The organism is Halorubrum trapanicum, assembly GCF_017873555.1.
Lineage (GTDB): Archaea > Halobacteriota > Halobacteria > Halobacteriales > Haloferacaceae > Halorubrum > Halorubrum trapanicum.
Map to the genome: position 1 here is coordinate 303793 of NZ_JAGGKE010000002.1, position 18343 is coordinate 322135.

Genomic DNA, 18343 nt, shown 5'->3' on the forward strand with positions numbered 1-18343 from the left:
TGGTTATCGGCCTCCGATGGAGTCGGCGTCGCGCTGGGTCTCCCGCAGCTGGAGCACGTCGCCCAGACGGACGGGACCCAGGACGTTCCGGGTGATGATCCGTCCCTGGTTCGATCCCTCCTGGATGCGGCACTTGACCTGCATGGCCTCGCCGTGCATCCCGGTCTTGCCGACGACCTCGATGACCTCCGCGGTCGTCGAGTCGCCGGTGCCCTCTTCTGCGCTCATGGGAGGTTATCGAAGCTCCGCGACCTTCTCGCCGATGTCCTCGACGTCGTCGTCGGCGTCGCCGGCGTCGACGACGGCGGCGGCGGCCGAGCCGACTTCGAGACCGGCGGCCTGGCCGACCTCGTCCTGCGTGTCGACGAAGGCGACCGGAATCCCCTTCTCCTCGGCGAGTTCGGGGAGGTGCATCACGATCTCCTCGGGGGAGACGTCCTCGGCGACGATGACGAGATCCGCGTTGCCGCGCTCGACGGCCTTCGTGGTCTCGTTGGTTCCTTTCTTCACTGTACCGGTGTCTCGGGCGACCTCGAGTGCCTCAAGCGATCGCTCGGCGAGGTCGGCTGGGGTGTCGTAGTCTACGTAAACGGGCATATGTTGTTCACCTATCCTCCGCGCGGGCTCGCGTGCCCGTACCGTGGTCGGTCCCTAACGGCACGGCACATCATCAACCCCGCAGAGGCTGTGAAGCGACGTAGTCCGGACATCCATAAAAGCGCTTTCAATGTCCTGCGCGTGTGCGAGCAGGGATCACGGGTCGGAATCTCGGAGGAGGACGCGAGGCGGGGGCAGAGCGACGAACAGCGACGCGGTCCCGCGGGCGTCGAGGCCGGTCGAACTCCGCGCTTTTTAAGCCCGCCACGCGCCTCCCGTCCGACATCGAATGGTCTGTCTCGTCCACTACTCCGACATCGAGAACGTCTTCGACGCCCCCGAGCGGGCGGCCCGCCTCGCCGGCCGGATCCGGGCGCTCTCGGGTCCCGACGCCGCGGTCGTCGCCACCGGCGACACGACCGCGCCGGGCGTCCTCTCGCTGGTCGCGACCGGGAGGCAGGTCCTCGACTTCTACGAGGCGACCGACACCGTCCTCGACACCTTCGGCAACCACGAGTTCGACTACGGGCCGGACGCGCTCCGCAGCCTCGTCGCCGACGCGCCCGCGACGTTCGTCTCCGCGAACGTCCGCGACGAGGACGGCGACCCGTTCGGCCGCGACGAGGGCGTCGTCCCGTGGACCACCCTAGAGGTCGACGGCGAGCGAGTCGGGGTCGTCGGCGTCACCGATCCCGCCACCGACTCGCTGAACCCGATGGCCGCCGAACTCGCCTTCGACGACCCCGTCGACGCCGCCCGAGAGGCGCTCGCGGAGATGCGCGCCGCGCACGCGGAGGAGACCGAAGACCTCGATCACGTCGTCGTCCTCTCGCACCTCGGCGCGGGCGACGACGACCTCGCGCGCGAACTCGACGTCGACGCGGTCCTCGGCGGTCACGTCCACAGCCGCCGGAACGAGGTCGTCGCGGAGACGCTGCTCGTCCGGCCCGGCGTCAACGGCGAGGCGGTGGCCGAGATCGATCTCGACGCCGAACCCCCGACCGTGACGCTCCACGAGCCGGAGGGGGCCGCCCCCGCGCCCGGGCTGGCGGACGCCCTCGCCGAGCGGATGGCCGCGGCCGACCTCGACGAGACCGTCGACGTCGTCGACGAGCCGATCGAGCGATCGGGAGACGTGGTCCACGGCGGGGAGTGTCGGGTCGGCAACTTCGTCGCGGACGCGTTCCGGTGGGTCCACGGCGCCGACGTGGGGCTGTCGAACGCCGGCGGCCTCCGGCAGGGCGACCCGTGGGCGGGCGACGTGACGAAGGCGGACCTAATCTCTCTGATCCCGTTCGAGGAGCCGGTCGCGCTCGCCTCCGTCACCGGCGCGGAACTCGGCGACGTGCTCCGGGAGATGGCCGCGCCCGACGTGGACTTCGGCGAGGACGACTGGTGGCACGGCCACGTCTCGAACGCCCGCGTCGTCTGGGACGACGACGCCGAACTCATTCTGGAGGCGACCGTCGGCGGCGAGCCCATCGACGCCGACGCGCGCTACACGGTCGCGGTCTCGGAGTACCTCCTCCACTCCGAACACGAGTTCCCGACCCTCGGCGAGCGTCACCGGGTCGACGAAGCGGGCATCCAGTACGAGGTGCTGGCCGAGTACGCCCGCGAACACGGCATCGACCCCGCAATCGAGGGCCGGATCGAGATCCGGAACCGCGCCGCCGCGGCCGACGACGACTGACGCGACCGCGATGGCGACTTATTTATAAACTGACGCGGTGGCGCGTGCCTGCGAGCGGCCGCCGAAGGCGGTCGCGAGCCAGCACGCGCGAGGGAGTCGGTGGCCCGGAGCGAAGCGGAGGGCCACCGACGAGGCTGGGGAGGCGTGAGGTGCGGTCCCGCGAGCGACCGGAGGGAGCGAGCGGGAGCACGGAAGTCGCAGCCCGCGCAGCGAACGCAGTGAGCGAGCAGGACCGTCTTCCGGCGGTCGCTGTGCGGGGCGGGGTGGGGCGGGACTCAAAGGGGCAGTCGCGAGGACACCGTAGGCGACGTAAGCACCGCAACGAGGGAGCGGAGCGACCGAGTGAGGAGCGCAGCGAGCGTACGGTGTCCCCGCGACTGGGGCTTTGGCGGTGTTCGCCGTCGATCCACCAGCAACTGTTTATAAATAACAGCCAATGGCATATAAACGAAGACCGCCAGAACTCACGAACTCCGCAGCATCCCGGTCTCAGTCCAAGTTCACGTCGACGTCGCGCTGGAGACCGGCCGCCTTCACCGTGTTGTACAGGAGCATCGCGCGCGTCATCGGCCCGACGCCGCCGGGCACGGGCGTGATCGCTCCCGCCACTTCGCTCGCCGACTCGTACTCCACGTCGCCCACGAGTTCGTACCCCTTCTCGGTGTCCGCGTCGACGCGGTTGATCCCCACGTCGATCACCGTCGCGCCCTCTTTCAACATCGAGCCGTCGACGAACTCCGGGATGCCGGCGGCCGCGACGACGATGTCCGCGCCCGCCAGCTTCCCCGCCAAGTCCTCGGTCCGGGAGTGACACACCGTCGTCGTCGCGTTCCCGACCGGACTCTTCTGGATCAGCAGGTTCGCCATCGGCTTGCCGACGATGTCGGAGCGACCGACGACGACCGCGTCCGCGCCCTCCGTCTCCACGTCGTAGGCGTCGAGCAGCTTCTGGACGCCGTGAGGCGTACACGGCTTGAACCGGGCGTCGCCCGCGACGAGGCGGCCGACGTTCTCCGGGTGGAAGCCGTCAACGTCCTTCTCGGGGTCGATCCGCCGGAAGACGGTCCGCTTGTCGACGTGGTCCGGCAGCGGAAGCTGGACCAGAATGCCGTGAACGTCGTCGCGGTCGTTGAGGTCGTCTATCGTCTCGTACAGCTCGGTCGCTGGCGCGTCGGGGTCGATCTCGACGTGGAAGCTCTCGATGCCGACCTCTTCGCAGTCGCGCTGTTTCATCGAGACGTACGTCTCGCTCGCGGGGTCGTCGCTCATTAGCACCGTGGCCAGCCCCGGCTCGACGCCGGCGTCGGAGAGCCGCGCCACCTCGTCGGCGACCGCGTCGCGCACGTCGGCCGCGACCGCCTCCCCGTCGATGATCTCGGTCATGCGAGAACCGCGGCGGTCCCGAGGTAAAAGTGACGCGGGATCGTGGTCATCGCACGTACGATTCTTCCATTTCGATGCGAGAACGCGGATCGTTATCCCGCGAGCGGCTACTCCGGGAACAGCTCTTCCTCGCGCTCGACGGCGTCGATGGCGGCGACCTCCGCGTCGGTCAGTTCGAGGTCGGCCGCCGCGAGGTTCGCGCGGAGGTGCTCCTCGCTCGACGCCTTCGGGATCGCGACCACCGGCTCCTTCGCGGTCGCCCACGCGATCGCGACCGCCTCGGGCGTCGTCCCGTGCGCGTCCGCGACCTCGACGACGGCGTCCACCTCGCGGACCCGACCGCCGGCGAGCGGCGAGTAGGCGACGACCGGATAGCCGTGTTCGCGGGCGTGATCCAGGAGGGCCGGCCGGTAGAATAGCGGGTGGAGTTCGGTCTGGTGGGCCGCCGGGGGCCGACCGAGGACGTCGATCGCGCGGTCGAGATCCGGGATCTCGAAGTTCGAGACGCCGACGTTCCGGACCGGACCCGCGTCGACCAGCCGGTCGAGCGCGGACAGAGTCGCCTCCGGGTCGTAGTCGCCGCGCGGCCGGTGGACGTACAGGAGATCGATCGCGTCGACGCCGAGCCGGTCCGCGCTCTCGCGGGCCGCGGGCGCGACCGCGTCGGCCGCGAGGTCGTCGATCCACAGCTTGGTCGCGACCGTCACGTCGTCGCGGTCGATCCTCTCGCCCGCGACGCCGCCGTCGCCGGTCGACCGCGCGGCGAGCCCCTCGCCGACGACCGCCTCGTTGTCGTAGATCCGGGCGGTGTCGAGGTGGCGGTAGCCGACGTCGAGCGCGGTGGCGACCGCGTCGGGGTCGTCGATCTCCATCGTTCCGAGACCGACGGACGGGAGTTCCATGCGCCCGGGTTCGCGCCGGGGAACAAAAGCCTCCCGTCGTGGAGAGGGGATGACGTGTCCGCGCCTCGGTCTGCCGAGACTCACGGCAGCATTTACGGGAGCGGCTCTCGTACGGTCGTTCATGTCCGTTGCCCCTCCCCGTCCCCGTCGGCCCGTCGTCGACCGCGCGTCCCTCTCGCCCCTCGCGTCTCCGCTCGGAGCCGACGCCGCATGACCCGCACCGGGACGTGGTCGTTCGCGACGACCGCGGGACGCGTCGAGGTCGCGCCCGACGAGATACGGGTTCGGCGGCGAGTCGGTCGCACGTGCCGCGAGGTCGCTCGGAGCCTCGCGAGCGGTCGGCTCCCTTCGGTCGGACGGGATGTGGGATGGTCCGGCGTCGGCGCCGCGATCAGCGCGCTCGGGATGCTACTGGAGTGGACCGGCGAACCCGGAACCGGCGTCGGCGTCGCGGCGTTCGGTCTCGCGACGGCGTTCGCCGGGGTCGGCGTCTCGGCGCTCCAGAACGCCCGGACCGAGATTCGCCTCCGAGACGTCCGACACGTCGCCTTCAGGAAGGGCGACGTGGTCGTCGTTCACGAGAGCGAGGACGGCGGCGCCGCCGAGACGGCGCTCAGCCCGCGGTCGCCGGCGGCCCGAAACGACGCCGCGCTCGCGTTTCGGCTCCGCGGCGTCGACCTCCGCGGCGCCGACGACGCCGAGGGAGTCTCCCGGACCGCCGTCGACGCCCCCGCGACCGAACTCGTCACGTAAGCCGGACCCGTCGCCTAAGGCGAGGGGATCGGCGCGGAAGTCGGTCCCGTCGCGTGAGTCGCCGCGAAGGTCACCGCGTCAGCGAGGTCGTCCGCTCGACGACCTCGTACCCCTGCGCCGCGAGCGCGTCGGCGTAGTACCGGTCCGCGACCCAGCCCTGCGGGATCCGACGGATGTCGAACCGCCGCGTCGGCCGCAGCTCGAGGTCGACGACGCTCCCGCCGTCGGCCGCCTCGCGGACCGTCGCCGCGTACGACCCCCACGGGCGGCCGTCCGCCCTCCCCTCGATTTCGACCGTCGCAGCCCGCGGGCGTTCGGTCCCGCTCCCGTCCCCATCGGTCGCGTCGTCGTCAGCGAACGCGTCTCCCTCGGTCGCCTCGACGGAGAGGTCTATCTCGGCCGTCTCGAGTCCGAAGAGGTACGAGAACGCGTACGTCGCGCTCGCGTCGGACGCGCCCGCGCCGCCGTCCGCGTCGGAGTCGGTCGCGTCGCCGACCGAACCGTCGTTCCGAACCTCGTCGGCGACGGCCCACTGGAAGGCGAGGACCGGCGGCGTCGGCGACGCGAACTCCCGGACGACGGTCTCGGGCGTCGCGTCCGTTCGGAGCCGGACCGAGCCGCACCGTCGGGAGACCGGGAGGCGGAGCGCGACGAGGAGGACGACGCCGACCGCCACGCCGGGCCAGAACGAGAGCGCGGCGACCGCCGCGAGGAACGCGCCGGTGACGAGCAGCGCGAGGGTCCAACTGACGAGGCGCTCGGCGCGGCGGTACCGAGAGGCGACGGCGTCGAGTGCCGCCCGGTCGACGCGCCCCGAGTCGTTGAGGGCGAAGCGGTCGGGGCCGGTGGAGGGTTCGGACACGCTCCGAACTCGTCGAGACCGCCAATCAGGATTTCGGTCGCGTTCGTGGCGGAGGCGCGCTCACGTGCGGCGAAACGCCTACGGCCCGTCGGCGAGACCCGTCGCCCGTGTCCCGGCCCTCTACCCGGACCCTCCTCGCCGGTTTCGGCGGCGGGACGGTCCACCTCGCGGCCGTCGAACTGGCGTTCCGAGCGCTCGGTCACGCGCCGCCCGAGCGGTGGCCGCTCGCGGATCCCGGCCGCGCGATCGGTCTCTTCGCGGTCGGCTTCCTCGTCGCGATCGCAACCGCGCACACGCGGCTGTACTCGCCCGCGGTCGGTCTCCCGGTCGCGCTCGGGTGGGCGACCGTCCGCGACGCGGCGGCGCCCTCGCCAGAGTGGTCCGAGGTCGGCGGGTTCCTCGTGGTCGACCGCACCGTGTTCCTCTCGGCGTACGCCGGCGGCTGGGTCGTCGTCGCCGGACTGCTCGCCGTCGCGGCCGGCGCGGAGTTCGGGCTGCGCCACCGATACGGACTCGCCGCGGACCGGATCCGAAATCTCCCGCCGGCGCCGACCCGCCTCCGCGACGCCGCGCTCGTCGGACTCGCGGTCGGCGGGGTCTTCGGCGCGGCCGCGACGGCGCGCGTCGCCGCGTTCGGCGTCTCCCCGTCGACCGCGGTCCCGGTGATGGCCGCGACGACCACGCTCGCGGCCGCGGTGCCGGTCGCCGCGGCGACGGCCCGAGGGCTGATCGGACCGGTCGCCTGCTTCGCGCTGCTCGCCCCGTCGATCGCGTGGGGCGCGATCACCGGCGCGGAGGGCGGGCCGGTCGGCCTGCTCCTGCTGGGTCTGATCGCGGTCGCGCTCGTTCTCGTCGCACTCGCGGAAGGCGCGGTCCGGCGTCGGCTCGATCGGCTTCCCACGGAGTGAGACGGTCCGAGCCGGGGGAGTACGGTCTCAGACCGGCTCCTCGTCGTCGGTCGAGGACCGCCCGCAGATGCTCACGAGGTCGTGGAGGTCGTCGATCTCGTAGGTCGGGTGGCAGGCGAGTTCCGTCGACCGTCGATGGGGGCGGCGGACGAACGCGGAGTCGATGCCGGCGTTGTCGGCCGCGCGGACGTCCGACTCGTTGTCGCCGACGAACAGCGCCGTCTCGGCGCCGAGGTCTTCGAGGGCGCGCTCGATGTAGTAGGGAGAGGGCTTCTTCCGCGAGAGGCTGGCCACCGAGGGCTCGCGACCGTACGCGACCTCGAAGTGGCCCGCCAGCCCGAAGTGGTCGAGGAGGGCGTCGACGGTCGCCTGCTGGTTCGAGGAGACGACGCCGAGCGAGGCGTCGAGCGCGCGGAGGGCGTCGACGTCGTCGTACGGGGTCTTCCGTCCCTTCCGGGCGGCGTCGATCTGCGCCGCGGCCGCGGTCTCGTCTCTCACCCGCCAGAACTCCGTCGGGTCCACGCCGTAGCGCTCGCAGATGTCGGTCAGCGTCGCGGGGTCGACGCCGACGGCGACGTCGTCGACGTGGGCGAGGTCCGGGTCCTCGACGCCGAGGCTCACGAACGCGTCCCAGGCGGCCTCGCGGAGCGTGTCGAACGGCGTCCGCCCGACCAACACCCCGTCGTTGTCGAGGACGACGGCGTCGTACACGCCTTTCCGTGGGTGGGTAACGGGCAAAAAGGTTTCACACGTCGAGACGGCGGTGCCTCGGTGTCGTGAGACCGGAGCCTCACACGCCGAACAGCCGGAGGAAAAGCCCGGCGAGCAGCGCGATCGTGCCGACGATCACGCCGATGAACGGGATGGGGACCGGCAGCGGAATCACGATCAGCGCGACGCCGACGGCGATCAGCGCGGTCGAGAGTTTCACGTCCCGACTTCGTCGGCGACGCGGAAATACCTTCAGGCGGATTCCGTCCGTCGGACGACGAGTCCGGGCGCGCGCAAGACTCCCGCACTTTCAATACCCGGCCGGTCGAAGACTCAGATTGGACCATGAACATCTCTGATATCGCAGTGTCGGAATACGTCGAGGTCGACGTCGACGAGCGACTCGCCAAGGTCCGTTCTATCTTCGAGCGAGAGAACCCGAAGGGGATCGTCGTCGTCGAAGACGGCGAGTACGCCGGCGTTGTCGGGGAGAAACAGCTCATGCGCTCGCGCATGGAAGACGACACGAAGGTGTCGGCGGTGATGAAGCCGGCGCCCTCGGTCGACCGGCACGAGGACGTCCGCGAGACCGCCCGGCTCCTCGTCGAGGGCGACGTGAAGATCGCGCCCGTCTACGAGGGCGAGAAGCTCTACGGCATCGTCACGGTCGACCAGATCCTCGAGACCGTCCTCGACAGCCTCGACGCGATCACCGTCGGCCAGATCGCCACCGAGGACGTGATCGGCATCGGCGAGACGGAGAGCGTCGGCCGCGCCATCAACCGCCTCCGCGAGAACGGCGTCTCCCGGCTCCCGGTCCTCGACGACGACGGCGACCTCGTCGGCGTCGTCACCACGAACGACATCGTGGAGTTCGTCGTCCGCGACCAGGAGCGGCAGGGCAGCGGCGACCGCGCCGGCGACATCGACCGGATGCTCGACATCCCCGTCTACGACATCATGTCCAGCCCGGTGGTCACGGCGACGAGCGACGAGACGGCCCAGGCGGTCGTCGAGCGCATGTTCGACAACGAGGTCTCCGGGCTGGTCGTCACGCCCGAGGGCGCCGACACCATCGCCGGGATGGTGACGAAGACCGACGTGTTGCGCGCGCTCACGTTCACCGAGCAGGACTCGATGGACGTCCAGATCACCAACGTCGAGCTGCTGGACACGACCTCCCGCGAACACATCGTCAAGTCCATCGAGCAGGTCGCGGACAAGTACGCGGACATGCACGTCATCCACGCGCACGTCCGGCTTCACGCGCACAAGGAGAAGCTCCGCGGCACGCCCCTGATCCAGTGTCAGATCCGCCTCCGCACCAACGAGGGGCAGGTCGGCGGCTCCGGCGAGGGCTACGGCGCCGAACACGCGTTCCACGTCGCGCTCGACAAGCTCGAACGGAACGTGCTCGAAATCAAGGGCGTCAACGCCGACGAGGAGTACCGCGGCCAGCTCCTCCGCAAGCTCGGCGAGCTGTGAGCCGATAGGCGCTCGCCCGCCGACCTCGACCGATTCCGACGCGTATTTTCGTCGCTTCCGCCGTTTCGCCGATCGACCGTTTTCGACGCCTTTCCGCCGTTTCGCCGATCGAGGCGGCACTACCCGTCTGCGCCTTCCGCGAGCCCGTCGGCGACGATCCGGAAGGTCGCGGTGTCGCCCGCGGGCTTCGAGCGGTGCTTTTCGAGGGTCGCTCGGCGGTTCCCGCCGCGGAACCGGTCGACGCGGACGATCGCGCCGGTCCAGTGGTTGAGGGTGTTTCCGCCGAGCGCGCGGTCGCGGTCGCCCTCGGGGTCGGTGAACACCTGGTTCGTGATCACGACGGCGACGTCGTGGCGACGGGCCAGAGAGAGGAGGTGGGTCACCTGCTTGGCGACCTTGCGGAGCGACTCGCCGCCCTCGGTGTCGCCGGCGCGCTCCAGTCGGTAGAAGCCCGTCGCGGAGTCTAACACGATCAGCTCCACCTCCTCCGCGAGCTCCTCGGCGTCGCGGACCGCCTCGCGCTGGTCGTCGAAGTCGTACGCCTCCGAGATCACCAGCCGCGCGGCGAGCGCCTCGAGGCTCTCGTCGCCGTCGTCCCGGTCGAGCCGCCCCTCGGCCATCTGCTCGAACCGGTCGATCGAGAGCCCCTCCGTGTCGATGTAGAGGGCGCGGTCGCCGCCGGCCGCGACCTCGACCGCCGCGGCGAGCGCGAGGTTCGTCTTCCCCGCGGCCGGCGGGCCGTACACCTGCGTGACGACGCCGCGCTCGAAGCCGCCGCCCAACAGCTCGTCGACCGGGCGACAGCCGGTCGGGATCGGATCGCTCACTGGAGAGACGTTCGCTCGCGCTCGTATTTAAACGGTCGATCGCGGCGGGAACGGGTCGATACGCACCGCTCGTCGGCGGAACGCCGTCGTCCGTCGACAAAGCGCCGTCGCTCGTCGGAGTGTAATAAGTGTGAGAGAAACGGAGATGGCGTCGATCACGTCGAGCGACGGCCGAAATCCGGTAGTGCGTGCGGACGCGCGTCCGCTACTTGGGGGTTAGTTGCGGACGAGGTTCGTCGCGCGCGGTCCCTTGGGGGACGATTCGATGTCGAATTCCACTTCCTGACCCTCCTCGAGGTCCGGGCCGCCGACGTCTTCCATGTGGAAGAACACGTCTTCGTCGTCGTCGAGGTCGCCGTCGTCAGTCGAGATGAAACCGTAGCCGCCAGTGTCGTTGAAGAAATCAACCTTACCGTTTGCCATTGCGAATATACGTACAGCCCGTTCGGGGATAACCCTTGCGAGGGTCGTGGTACCACGGGGGTTCCGGACGTTCGTCTACCGGATATTTTTCGCACACCGACTCGTTTCGTGGCGCTACAGTCGATGTTCGGACGCTTCCGGTCGTGTTCACCGCGTGCCACCAGCCGCGGGGTTCATTTACGCGCGCCCACGTAAGGTCGGACAACGACATGGACCGCCGCCACTTCCTCCGCTCGCTCGCCGCCACCGGCGCCGCCGCCGGCGCGACCGCCACCGCCGGCTGCGCCGGGGTGCTCGGTGATTCCGGCAGCGCAGACGACTCTCCCGACTTCGGCGGCGCCAACGCGAACGACACCGTCCTCGGCCCGCCCGAACAGAGCCGGGGGGATCCGGTCCACCCGATTCGCGGCGACGACATGCCCGAGTTCACCGTCCCCGACCCGATCTCGGGCGAGGAGATATCGACGGCGGGGTTCGAGGGCGATCGGGCGTTCCTGTGGACCTCCTTTTACACCAGCTGTCCCGACGGCGTCTGTCCGGCGCTCATCCTCCGACTTCGGCGCGCACAGGAGGTCGCGGCCGAGGAGGGGTTCGGCGACGAGGCCGCGTTCCTCCCCCTCACGTTCGATCCCGAGCGCGACACCGCCGACGTGCTCCGCGAGTACGCCGAACAGCGCGGCGTCAACCTCGACGCCGGCAACTGGCACTTCCTTCGCCCCGAGAGCTACGAGGCGGGTGTGGAGCTGATGGACGAGAACTTCGGGCTCAAAATCGAGAAGACGGACGGCTCGGAGTACGAGAACCTGGAGTACGCGTTCCCGCACTACGGGCTCATCCTGCTCGTCAACAAGCGGGGCATCGTCGAGCGGGCGTACCCGAGAGGACCCCAGACCGACGTCGAACGGATCGTCGACGACTTCCGACGGGTGGTCACGGCGTGAGGCGACGGGACTTGGTGGCCGGACTCGCGAGCGTCGGGGTGCTCGGCGGGGCGGGCGCCGTCGCGACCGGCGGGATACCAAGCGCGCCCGGCGGCGACGACCTCGACGGCAGCGAGACCGGCAACGAGACCGGCGGCGACGCGCCGGAACGGGTCGAACCGGTGACGCTCGAGACGGTCGACGCGCCCGGGAGTCGCGACGGCGAGGTGACGTTGCCAGCTCCCGATCGTCCAACTTTCATCGATTTCTTCGCGACGTGGTGTAGTCCGTGCGTCGAGCAGATGCCCGACCTCGTCGCGGCGCACGAGCGGCTCGGCGAGGAGGTGCTGTTCGTCTCGGTGACGCCGGAGGACGTCGGCGGCGCAGTGAGCGAGGAGTCGGTTGCCGACTGGTGGACCGAGAACGACGGAAACTGGCTCGTCGCGGCCGACGTGACGGCGGAGCTTGCGGCGCGACTCAACGTCGGCGGCTACCCGAGCGCCCGCGCAATCGACGCCGCCGGGCGCGTCCGGTGGTCGACCTCCGGAACCCACACGACGGAGGAGTTCGTCGCAGGCATCGAACGGGCGCTCGACGAATGAACAGGCGATTCGATCAATGACCCGACGGACCGACAGATGACCGACGTCTCGCTCGCGACCAACGTCCCGTTCGCCGTGACAGCGGGGGTCGCGACGTTCTTCTCGCCGTGCGCGTACCCGCTCCTGCCGGGGTACGTCGGCTTCTACGTGAACTCCGTCGACGCCGACTCCGCGTCGGTCCTCGGGGCGGGGGTGCGCGGGGTCGCGGCCGCGGTCGGCGTGCTGGCGACGTTCGCGCTGCTCGCCGGCGCCACGGTCCGGGTCGGCTACTCGACGCTGTCGAACATCACCGTCTTCGAGACGCTCGTCGGCGGGCTGCTGATCGCCTTCGGGCTGCTCGTGGTCTCCGGGCGCGCGCCGTCGATATCGGTACCGCTGCCGGAGCGGCGGTCGAGCGTGCTCGGGTTCGGCGTCTTCGGCGCGGGGTACGCGCTGGCCGGGGCGGGCTGCGTGGCGCCGGTGTTCCTCGGCGTCGTCGCCCGCGCGATCGCGCTCCCGTCGGAGACGGCGGTGCTCCTCCTCGCCGTCTACGGCGGCACCGTCGCCGTCCTGATGGCCGCGACCACCGTCGCGACCGGCGTCGGACTCGTCAGCAACGCGAACCGGGTGATGGCCCACGCCGGACTGCTGAAGCGAGTCGCGGGCGCGGTGATGGTCGTCGCGGGCGTCGGACAGCTGTACCTCTCGCTGGTCGTGTACTGAGACCGGAACCGCGTGCCGGACCGGGACGCATCGCGTCTCGGTCGGCGAAACGAACCCGTGAGTCTCCCGTAGATTCTTAAGCGACAGCACGGAAGTTCTGGACAGCCGAACCACACGGTTCGGTCCCCGCAACATGAATCTCGATCAATTCACCGCCGAGAACGCACCGACCGACAGCGCGGAACCGTTCCAGCGCGAGAACAGCTACACCCTCGACGTCGAGGTCGCCGGCACCGTCATGGCGAAGGCCGGCTCGATGGTCGCGTACACGGGCGACGTCTCGTTCACCGGAAAGGCCTCCGCCGAGGGCGGCATCACCGGCTTCCTCAAGGAGGCCGCCACGGGCGAAGGGACGCCGATCATGGCCGTCGAGGGCGACGGCCACGTCTACTTCGCGGACGACGGCAAGAAGGTACAGGTGATCGAGCTCGGCGCCGGCGAGTCGATCACGGTCAACGGCGAGGACGTGCTGGCGTTCGAGGAGTCGCTCTCCTACGAGATCAGCACCATCGATAGCCTCGCCGGCGCGCTCGCGGGCGGGTTCAGCAACGTCTACCTCGAAGGCCCCGGCTACGTCGCGCTCACCACCCACGGCGACCCGATCGTCCTCGAACCGCCGGTGGCGACCGACCCGAGCGCGACCGTCGCGTGGGGCGGCACCTCCCCTGACGTGGAGGTCAACCGGAGCCTCTCGGACATGATCGGCCAGGAGTCGGGCGAGCGGTACCAGATGCGGTTCGACGACGCCGACGGCGGCTTCGTCGTGGTCCAGCCGCGCGAAGAGCACGTCTGAGTCGGGACCGAGACGCCGACCTGCGGACCGGGCTTACCGCGCCGTCGGCCTTTCGCGCCGCCGGCTTACCGCGCCGCCAGCCAGTCGGCGAAATCGCCGGTGAGGAACCCGACGTAGTCGGCGATTCCGAGGTACAGGGAGACGACCACGACGATCAGGATCGGGACCCGGACCGCCCAGATCCAGACGCCGTCGAGTCCGCCGATGTCTCCGATCCCCTTGCGGAGCTCCTTGCGGCCGACGTCCGGCACGACCCAGCCGACGAACAGCGCGAGCAGCAGCGACCCGAGCACGAGCAGGATACCGTCGGCGAGCCCGTCGTACAGCCCGAGGAAGACGGAGTCGATCGTGACGGGGACGCCGAGCAGGAAGACGGCGGCCCCCAGTCCGGCCGAGGCCGGAACCCGGGCGACGCCGACCTCGTCAATCAGGTACGAGACCAGCACTTCGAGGATGCTGATCGCCGAAGAGAGCGCGGCGATCCCGACCATGCCGAAGAAGACGATTCCGAGCGCACGACCGCCGGGAATACCGGCGAACGCCGCGGTGAGACTGACGAATATCGCGCCGGGACCGCCCGTCCCCGGCTCGATCCCGACCGAGAAGAGGACGGGGAAGACGACGAAGCCGACCAGGACGGCGACGAGCGTGTCGATCGTCGCGATGATCCCGGCGTCGGCCGCGAGGTTCCGGTCCTCGCCGAGGTAGGAGGCGTAGGTGATCATCACGCCCATCCCGAGCGAGAGGGTGAAGAACGCCTGCCCGGCGGCGGCGGGGAGGATCTCCGTCCAGTTCGCGGCGATCGTCCCGAAGTCGGGCGAGAGGTAGTAGGCGTACGCCGCGCTCGCGCCGTCGAGCGTGGACCCGTACGCGGCCAGCCCGACGAGCAGCACCAGGATGGCGGGGACCATCACCTTCACGCTCAGTTCGATCCCGCGCCTGACCCCGGCGGCGATGATGCCGACGACGAGCAGCATGAAGAGGGCGTGGAACGCGAGCGAGTCGAGACCGGTCGAGACGGCCCCGTACAGCGCGTCCGCCGCCGACGGGCCGGCCAGCGTGTACCCCTCTGTGATCCCGATGAGCGTGTAGCGGAGGAACCACCCCGCGATGACGCTGTAGTACGACAGGATGATGAAACCGGTGACGACGAACAGCCAGCCGGCGTACGACCAGACGCCGCTGCCCAGTTCCCGCAGCGCGCCGACGGGGTTCCGGTCGGTCCGGCGACCGATCACGAACTCGACGAGGATCGCCGGGAACCCGATCAGCGCGACGAACGCCAGGTAGGTGATCAGAAACGACGATCCGCCGTACTGGCCGGTGATGAAGGGGAACCGCCAGATGTTCCCCAGTCCGACCGCGCTGCCGACCGCGGCGAGGATGAACCCCGCCCGCGTCGCCCATGTCTCGCGTGCCATTGGTGTCGGAGAGAGATCCCCAACGCGTAAAAACGTGTCTCTCCGCCGCTCTCACCACTAATCATCGAACGTGATCAATTGGGCACCGGCGCGGCGGAGACGTGTGCGGCGCCGCGCGTCCGCGCCGAAATCACGACCGGTCCGACCCGCGTCGGGGACCGTGAATTTAATAGCCGGACGGCGACCTCACGGGATATGGAACGCGTAGACGTCGCGATCGTGGGTGGCGGGCCGGCCGGATCGTCCGCGGCGCACGCGGCCGCGACCGGCGGGGCGGACGCCCTGGTCCTCGAGAAGGGCGTCCCCCGGGCCGACCGCGAGCGGCTCGGTCCGGACTCGACCGACGCGGCCGGGATCTTGGACTACTGGGTCGACATCATGGGGATCCACCCCGACGAGTTCGACGACGGGGTGGTCCAGCGCGAGCTGAACCGCGCGGAGTTCCGCGGTTCCGACGAGTCGGCGACGCTCACCTCCACCGGCATCGACTCCTCGTACGACGGGTTCGGGTACACCTTCCAGCGCGCGCGCTTCGACGACTGGCTCCGCGACCGCGCCGAGGACGCCGGGGCCGAGTACCGCGCCGGCACCTCCGTCCGCGGCGTCGACACCGATCTCTCGACAACGCCCGGCGACGACGACCCGCGGCACACGCTCGAACTCGCGGACGGCGGCACCGTCGGCGCCGACTTCGTCGTCCTCGCCGACGGGCCGCAGCGCACCGTGACGAACCGCGTCCTCGACGAGTACCTCCCCGCGGACGCGCAGGCCTCGGAGCGGCTGGCCTCCCGGACCGCGAACCACATCGCGTACCAGGAGTACCGGCGCGTCCCGGAGGACGTGTTCGAGGAGGTGAACGACGCGATCGTCTTCTGGTGGGGCGTGATGCCCGGCGAGACCGCGTATCCGTGGATCTTCCCGAACGCGGACCGCGTCTGTCGGATCGGACTGACGATGCCGATCGGACTCGACATCGACGACTTCGACCGCGACGCGTACGCGCTGCTCGACGGGGACGACGAGTCGATTCCGCAGGGCAACGAGTACATCCGTCGGCTCTTAGAGTGGCAGTACGGCGACGAGTACGACATCGAGGAGGACTTCCCCGTCGTCGAGGACGCCGGGAAGCGGAACGGTACCGAAACGTATCCGATCTCGTCGACCCGACCGATCGACTCGCCCGTGGAAGCCGGCATCGCGGTCGCGGGCGGCGCGATGGGTACGACCTCGGCGTTTCACGAGGGCGGCGACCACGTCGCGGTCCGAACCGGCGCGATCGCGGGCGAACTCGCCGCGGAGGGCGATCTGGCCGCGTACAACCGCCGCTGGAAGGAGGCGATCGGCGACGAGGTCGTCCGCAACGTGACGATGGCCGACATGGTGGCGGAGTACGAGCCGGACGACTGGAACCGCGTCATCGGCGCGGCCGACGCGATGCTCGCGGCCGAGACCGGCGACGGCCTCCTCTCGCAGCCGTACCGCTCCGGCTGGGAGTCGCTGAAGCTGATGCTCGGCTACAGGTGGAACAAGCGGCGGGTGAAGAAGGGGTACGTCGGCATCGACGAGAGCGAGTACGTGTACTGACTCCCGACGCGCCCCTCGGCTCCGAACCGATGGCCGCGACGCCATCTGCCGACAGATCGACGCCCGCTACCGGATCACGGGCGCCGCCAACTCCACCGGATCCGCGTCGATCCCCGCGACGTCCACCGGCTCGACCTCGTGAGTGGGCCATCGCCCGGTCTTCGTGAGTCGCTCGGTCAGGTCCGGCGCGACGAGGTGCGTGTCCTCGCTTTTCGTCCCCTGAACCGTCGGGTTCCACGCGTAGCCCATCGGCCACCGGACCGGCTCGTCGCCGTCCGGCGTCGCGACCCACTCCCGGCCCGCGAACCCGGCGGCGCCGCCCTGGTGGTGGTTCTCCCACTCGTCGGGGAAGCCGACCGCGTCGTACGCCGCCCGGACCGCCGCGAAGACGTCGCCGGCGGTGTCGGCGGTGTCGGTGGTGTCGGCGGTGTCGTCGCCTCCCGAGAGCCTCCCGGCCGCGGCGGCCTCGGTGGCCCGGATCGCGGTCGCCTCGACGCGCGCCGCGGCGCGGTGGCGCTGTTCGAACCAGTCGGGGGCGTCGAAGGCGACGGTCCGGGTCATCGAGGCGTACAGCCCCGCGCGCTCGCCGGTGACGGACACGAGCGCGTAGTCGCCGAGCGCCGCGTCGGTCGGTGTGAAGTGGCGGTACGCCTCCGCCCGTTCCGCGCCGCCGACGAGCACGACCGGGGTGTCCACGTCGCGCGAGGCGAGCGAGATATCGATCCCGGCCGCGACCTCGTACTCGGGGTCCTCCGGTTCGAGGTTGCGGCAGACGGTCTCGACGGCGGCGGCGACCTCGCGGCCCAGTTCGCGGTACCGCTCGACGTCGTCGTCGGTGAGCGGCTGCCGGAGCCGGCTCCCGTCGGCGTCCTCGAACCCGGGCACGTCGAAGTCCGCGGCCGCGGGGGCGGGCGACCGCTCGGCGACCGCGTCGGCGAGCGAGTCGGCGTACCACGGAAACGACTCGACCGCGAAGGCGTCGGGAAGCTCCTCGTCGGCGAGCCGGTCCGCCTCGATGTCGTCGGTGATCACGCGGAGGTCGCCGTCGTAGCCGGCGGCGGCGACGCCCGTCGGCGCATCGGCGTCGACGACGTTGTCGCCGCCGGTGAGCCACGCGAAGCCGTTGGGACGCGCGAACCAGACCGCTTCGAGCCCGCGCTCGTCGAGGTACGCGTCGAGCCTGTCGGTGCGAGCGGCAGTGTCGACCATACGAACGGATGCTCGTCGAACGGGTAAAACCGGTCGGAAAACCGCCGACGCGTCGCGCGCCGTCGGTACCGAGCGATGGGTCGAGACGCCGGTGGAATCGGGATCGTCGCCGCGCCGTCTTCCGATCGATTCGCCGGACGCGCTCGGGCCGAAGCTCGAAACGAAAGGTTCAATTACGTTCCACGGAAACGACGAAACGCGTCAGTAAGCCCCTTCGGGTTGGTAGTCTAGTCCGGTTATGACACCTCCTTGACATGGAGGAGGCCGGCGGTTCAAATCCGCCCCAACCCATTTTCGTCGACACCGTAATCGCGAGCGACAGCGAGCGGTCCGTGTCGACAAAATGGTGCCGCGAATTTGAAGCAGGGAACGAAGCGAGCGGTGCGAGGTGCGAGCAAAGCGAGCACCTCGACGGCGAGCGGCGAAGCCGCGAGCAGCGAGCGGTGTGACCGAGGTTCAAATCCGCCCCAACCCACTTCTTCACGACGATTTCGACAACGGAGAGGATTCTCCGGCGCCAAGCGCTCCATTTCGTTACGTCTTCCGACGAGAGTCCTCGCTACCGGTG

Annotated in this window: 20 protein-coding genes and 1 tRNA gene; 10 read left to right on the plus strand and 11 right to left on the minus strand. The window is 70.0% G+C overall.

What is annotated here, in order from left to right; all coding sequences use genetic code 11:
- Positions 1-3: 3 nt before the first annotated feature.
- The gene (locus J2744_RS03965; RefSeq protein WP_004595321.1) at positions 4-228 is read right to left on the minus strand and encodes a 30S ribosomal protein S28e; all 225 of its coding nucleotides are present in this window, start codon (positions 226-228) and stop codon (positions 4-6) included.
- A gap of 6 nt (positions 229-234) precedes the next feature.
- Positions 235-597, minus strand: a complete 363-nt coding sequence (gene rpl7ae, locus J2744_RS03970) for a 50S ribosomal protein L7Ae (RefSeq protein ID WP_006112392.1) — start codon at positions 595-597, stop codon at positions 235-237.
- A 289-nt stretch (positions 598-886) separates the two neighbouring features.
- Between rpl7ae and J2744_RS03975 the strand changes: the two genes are divergently transcribed.
- Positions 887-2290, plus strand: a complete 1404-nt coding sequence (locus J2744_RS03975) for a bifunctional metallophosphatase/5'-nucleotidase (protein ID WP_209544812.1) — start codon at positions 887-889, stop codon at positions 2288-2290.
- Positions 2291-2779: 489 nt separating this feature from the next.
- On the opposite strand, the gene J2744_RS03980 is transcribed toward J2744_RS03975, so the two are convergent.
- Both J2744_RS03980 and J2744_RS03985 read right to left on the minus strand, forming a co-directional pair.
- Positions 2780-3673 (minus strand): bifunctional methylenetetrahydrofolate dehydrogenase/methenyltetrahydrofolate cyclohydrolase, encoded by an 894-nt coding sequence (locus J2744_RS03980; RefSeq protein ID WP_209544814.1) that lies wholly within the window; start codon positions 3671-3673, stop codon positions 2780-2782.
- Between the two features lie 107 nt (positions 3674-3780).
- Complete coding sequence (locus tag J2744_RS03985; protein ID WP_209544817.1) at positions 3781-4575, minus strand: aldo/keto reductase; 795 nt, start codon at positions 4573-4575, stop codon at positions 3781-3783.
- Positions 4576-4785: 210 nt separating this feature from the next.
- Between J2744_RS03985 and J2744_RS03990 the strand changes: the two genes are divergently transcribed.
- Positions 4786-5328, plus strand: a complete 543-nt coding sequence (locus tag J2744_RS03990; protein ID WP_209544819.1) for a hypothetical protein — start codon at positions 4786-4788, stop codon at positions 5326-5328.
- 70 nt (positions 5329-5398) lie between these two features.
- Here the strand turns inward: J2744_RS03990 and J2744_RS03995 are convergent, their stop codons facing one another.
- Positions 5399-6190: a hypothetical protein gene (locus J2744_RS03995; protein ID WP_209544829.1), complete on the minus strand. Its 792-nt coding sequence runs from the start codon at positions 6188-6190 to the stop codon at positions 5399-5401.
- A 107-nt stretch (positions 6191-6297) separates the two neighbouring features.
- On the opposite strand from J2744_RS03995, the gene J2744_RS04000 reads away from it, so the two are divergent.
- Positions 6298-7098: a hypothetical protein gene (locus J2744_RS04000; RefSeq protein WP_209544831.1), complete on the plus strand. Its 801-nt coding sequence runs from the start codon at positions 6298-6300 to the stop codon at positions 7096-7098.
- A 27-nt stretch (positions 7099-7125) separates the two neighbouring features.
- On the opposite strand, the gene J2744_RS04005 is transcribed toward J2744_RS04000, so the two are convergent.
- Both J2744_RS04005 and J2744_RS04010 read right to left on the minus strand, forming a co-directional pair.
- Positions 7126-7809 (minus strand): HAD family hydrolase, encoded by a 684-nt coding sequence (locus tag J2744_RS04005; protein WP_209544833.1) that lies wholly within the window; start codon positions 7807-7809, stop codon positions 7126-7128.
- Between the two features lie 79 nt (positions 7810-7888).
- Positions 7889-8029 carry a hypothetical protein gene (locus J2744_RS04010; protein ID WP_209544835.1) on the minus strand — a complete coding sequence of 47 codons (141 nt, stop codon included), beginning with the start codon at positions 8027-8029 and terminating at the stop codon, positions 7889-7891.
- Between the two features lie 125 nt (positions 8030-8154).
- On the opposite strand from J2744_RS04010, the gene J2744_RS04015 reads away from it, so the two are divergent.
- Positions 8155-9294 (plus strand): CBS domain-containing protein, encoded by a 1140-nt coding sequence (locus J2744_RS04015; RefSeq protein WP_209544843.1) that lies wholly within the window; start codon positions 8155-8157, stop codon positions 9292-9294.
- A gap of 119 nt (positions 9295-9413) precedes the next feature.
- Here the strand turns inward: J2744_RS04015 and radB are convergent, their stop codons facing one another.
- Both radB and J2744_RS04025 read right to left on the minus strand, forming a co-directional pair.
- Positions 9414-10121 (minus strand): DNA repair and recombination protein RadB, encoded by a 708-nt coding sequence (gene radB, locus J2744_RS04020; protein ID WP_209544846.1) that lies wholly within the window; start codon positions 10119-10121, stop codon positions 9414-9416.
- A gap of 216 nt (positions 10122-10337) precedes the next feature.
- Positions 10338-10544, minus strand: a complete 207-nt coding sequence (locus tag J2744_RS04025) for a cold-shock protein (RefSeq protein WP_004595330.1) — start codon at positions 10542-10544, stop codon at positions 10338-10340.
- Positions 10545-10753: 209 nt separating this feature from the next.
- Between J2744_RS04025 and J2744_RS04030 the strand changes: the two genes are divergently transcribed.
- The 4 genes from J2744_RS04030 to J2744_RS04045 all read left to right on the plus strand — a co-directional run bounded on the left by J2744_RS04030 (position 10754) and on the right by J2744_RS04045 (position 13561).
- The gene (locus tag J2744_RS04030; protein ID WP_209544848.1) at positions 10754-11485 is read left to right on the plus strand and encodes an SCO family protein; all 732 of its coding nucleotides are present in this window, start codon (positions 10754-10756) and stop codon (positions 11483-11485) included.
- Positions 11482-12066: a TlpA family protein disulfide reductase gene (locus tag J2744_RS04035; RefSeq protein ID WP_209544850.1), complete on the plus strand. Its 585-nt coding sequence runs from the start codon at positions 11482-11484 to the stop codon at positions 12064-12066. The genes J2744_RS04030 and J2744_RS04035 overlap by 4 nt, the downstream gene beginning before the upstream one ends.
- Before the next feature lie 36 nt (positions 12067-12102).
- Positions 12103-12768 carry a cytochrome c biogenesis CcdA family protein gene (locus tag J2744_RS04040; protein ID WP_209544852.1) on the plus strand — a complete coding sequence of 222 codons (666 nt, stop codon included), beginning with the start codon at positions 12103-12105 and terminating at the stop codon, positions 12766-12768.
- A gap of 133 nt (positions 12769-12901) precedes the next feature.
- Entirely contained in the window at positions 12902-13561 is a 660-nt protein-coding gene (locus J2744_RS04045; RefSeq protein WP_209544854.1) for an AIM24 family protein, read from the plus strand.
- A 65-nt stretch (positions 13562-13626) separates the two neighbouring features.
- Here the strand turns inward: J2744_RS04045 and J2744_RS04050 are convergent, their stop codons facing one another.
- Entirely contained in the window at positions 13627-14982 is a 1356-nt protein-coding gene (locus J2744_RS04050; protein WP_209544856.1) for a sodium-dependent transporter, read from the minus strand.
- A gap of 195 nt (positions 14983-15177) precedes the next feature.
- Here J2744_RS04050 and J2744_RS04055 point away from each other — a divergent pair, with 195 nt between their 5' ends.
- The gene (locus J2744_RS04055) at positions 15178-16566 is read left to right on the plus strand and encodes an NAD(P)/FAD-dependent oxidoreductase (protein ID WP_209544858.1); all 1389 of its coding nucleotides are present in this window, start codon (positions 15178-15180) and stop codon (positions 16564-16566) included.
- A gap of 66 nt (positions 16567-16632) precedes the next feature.
- On the opposite strand, the gene J2744_RS04060 is transcribed toward J2744_RS04055, so the two are convergent.
- Positions 16633-17775, minus strand: a complete 1143-nt coding sequence (locus J2744_RS04060) for a M24 family metallopeptidase (protein ID WP_209544861.1) — start codon at positions 17773-17775, stop codon at positions 16633-16635.
- Positions 17776-17991: 216 nt separating this feature from the next.
- Here J2744_RS04060 and J2744_RS04065 point away from each other — a divergent pair.
- A tRNA-Val gene (locus J2744_RS04065) sits at positions 17992-18066 on the plus strand.
- Positions 18067-18343 lie beyond the last annotated feature (277 nt).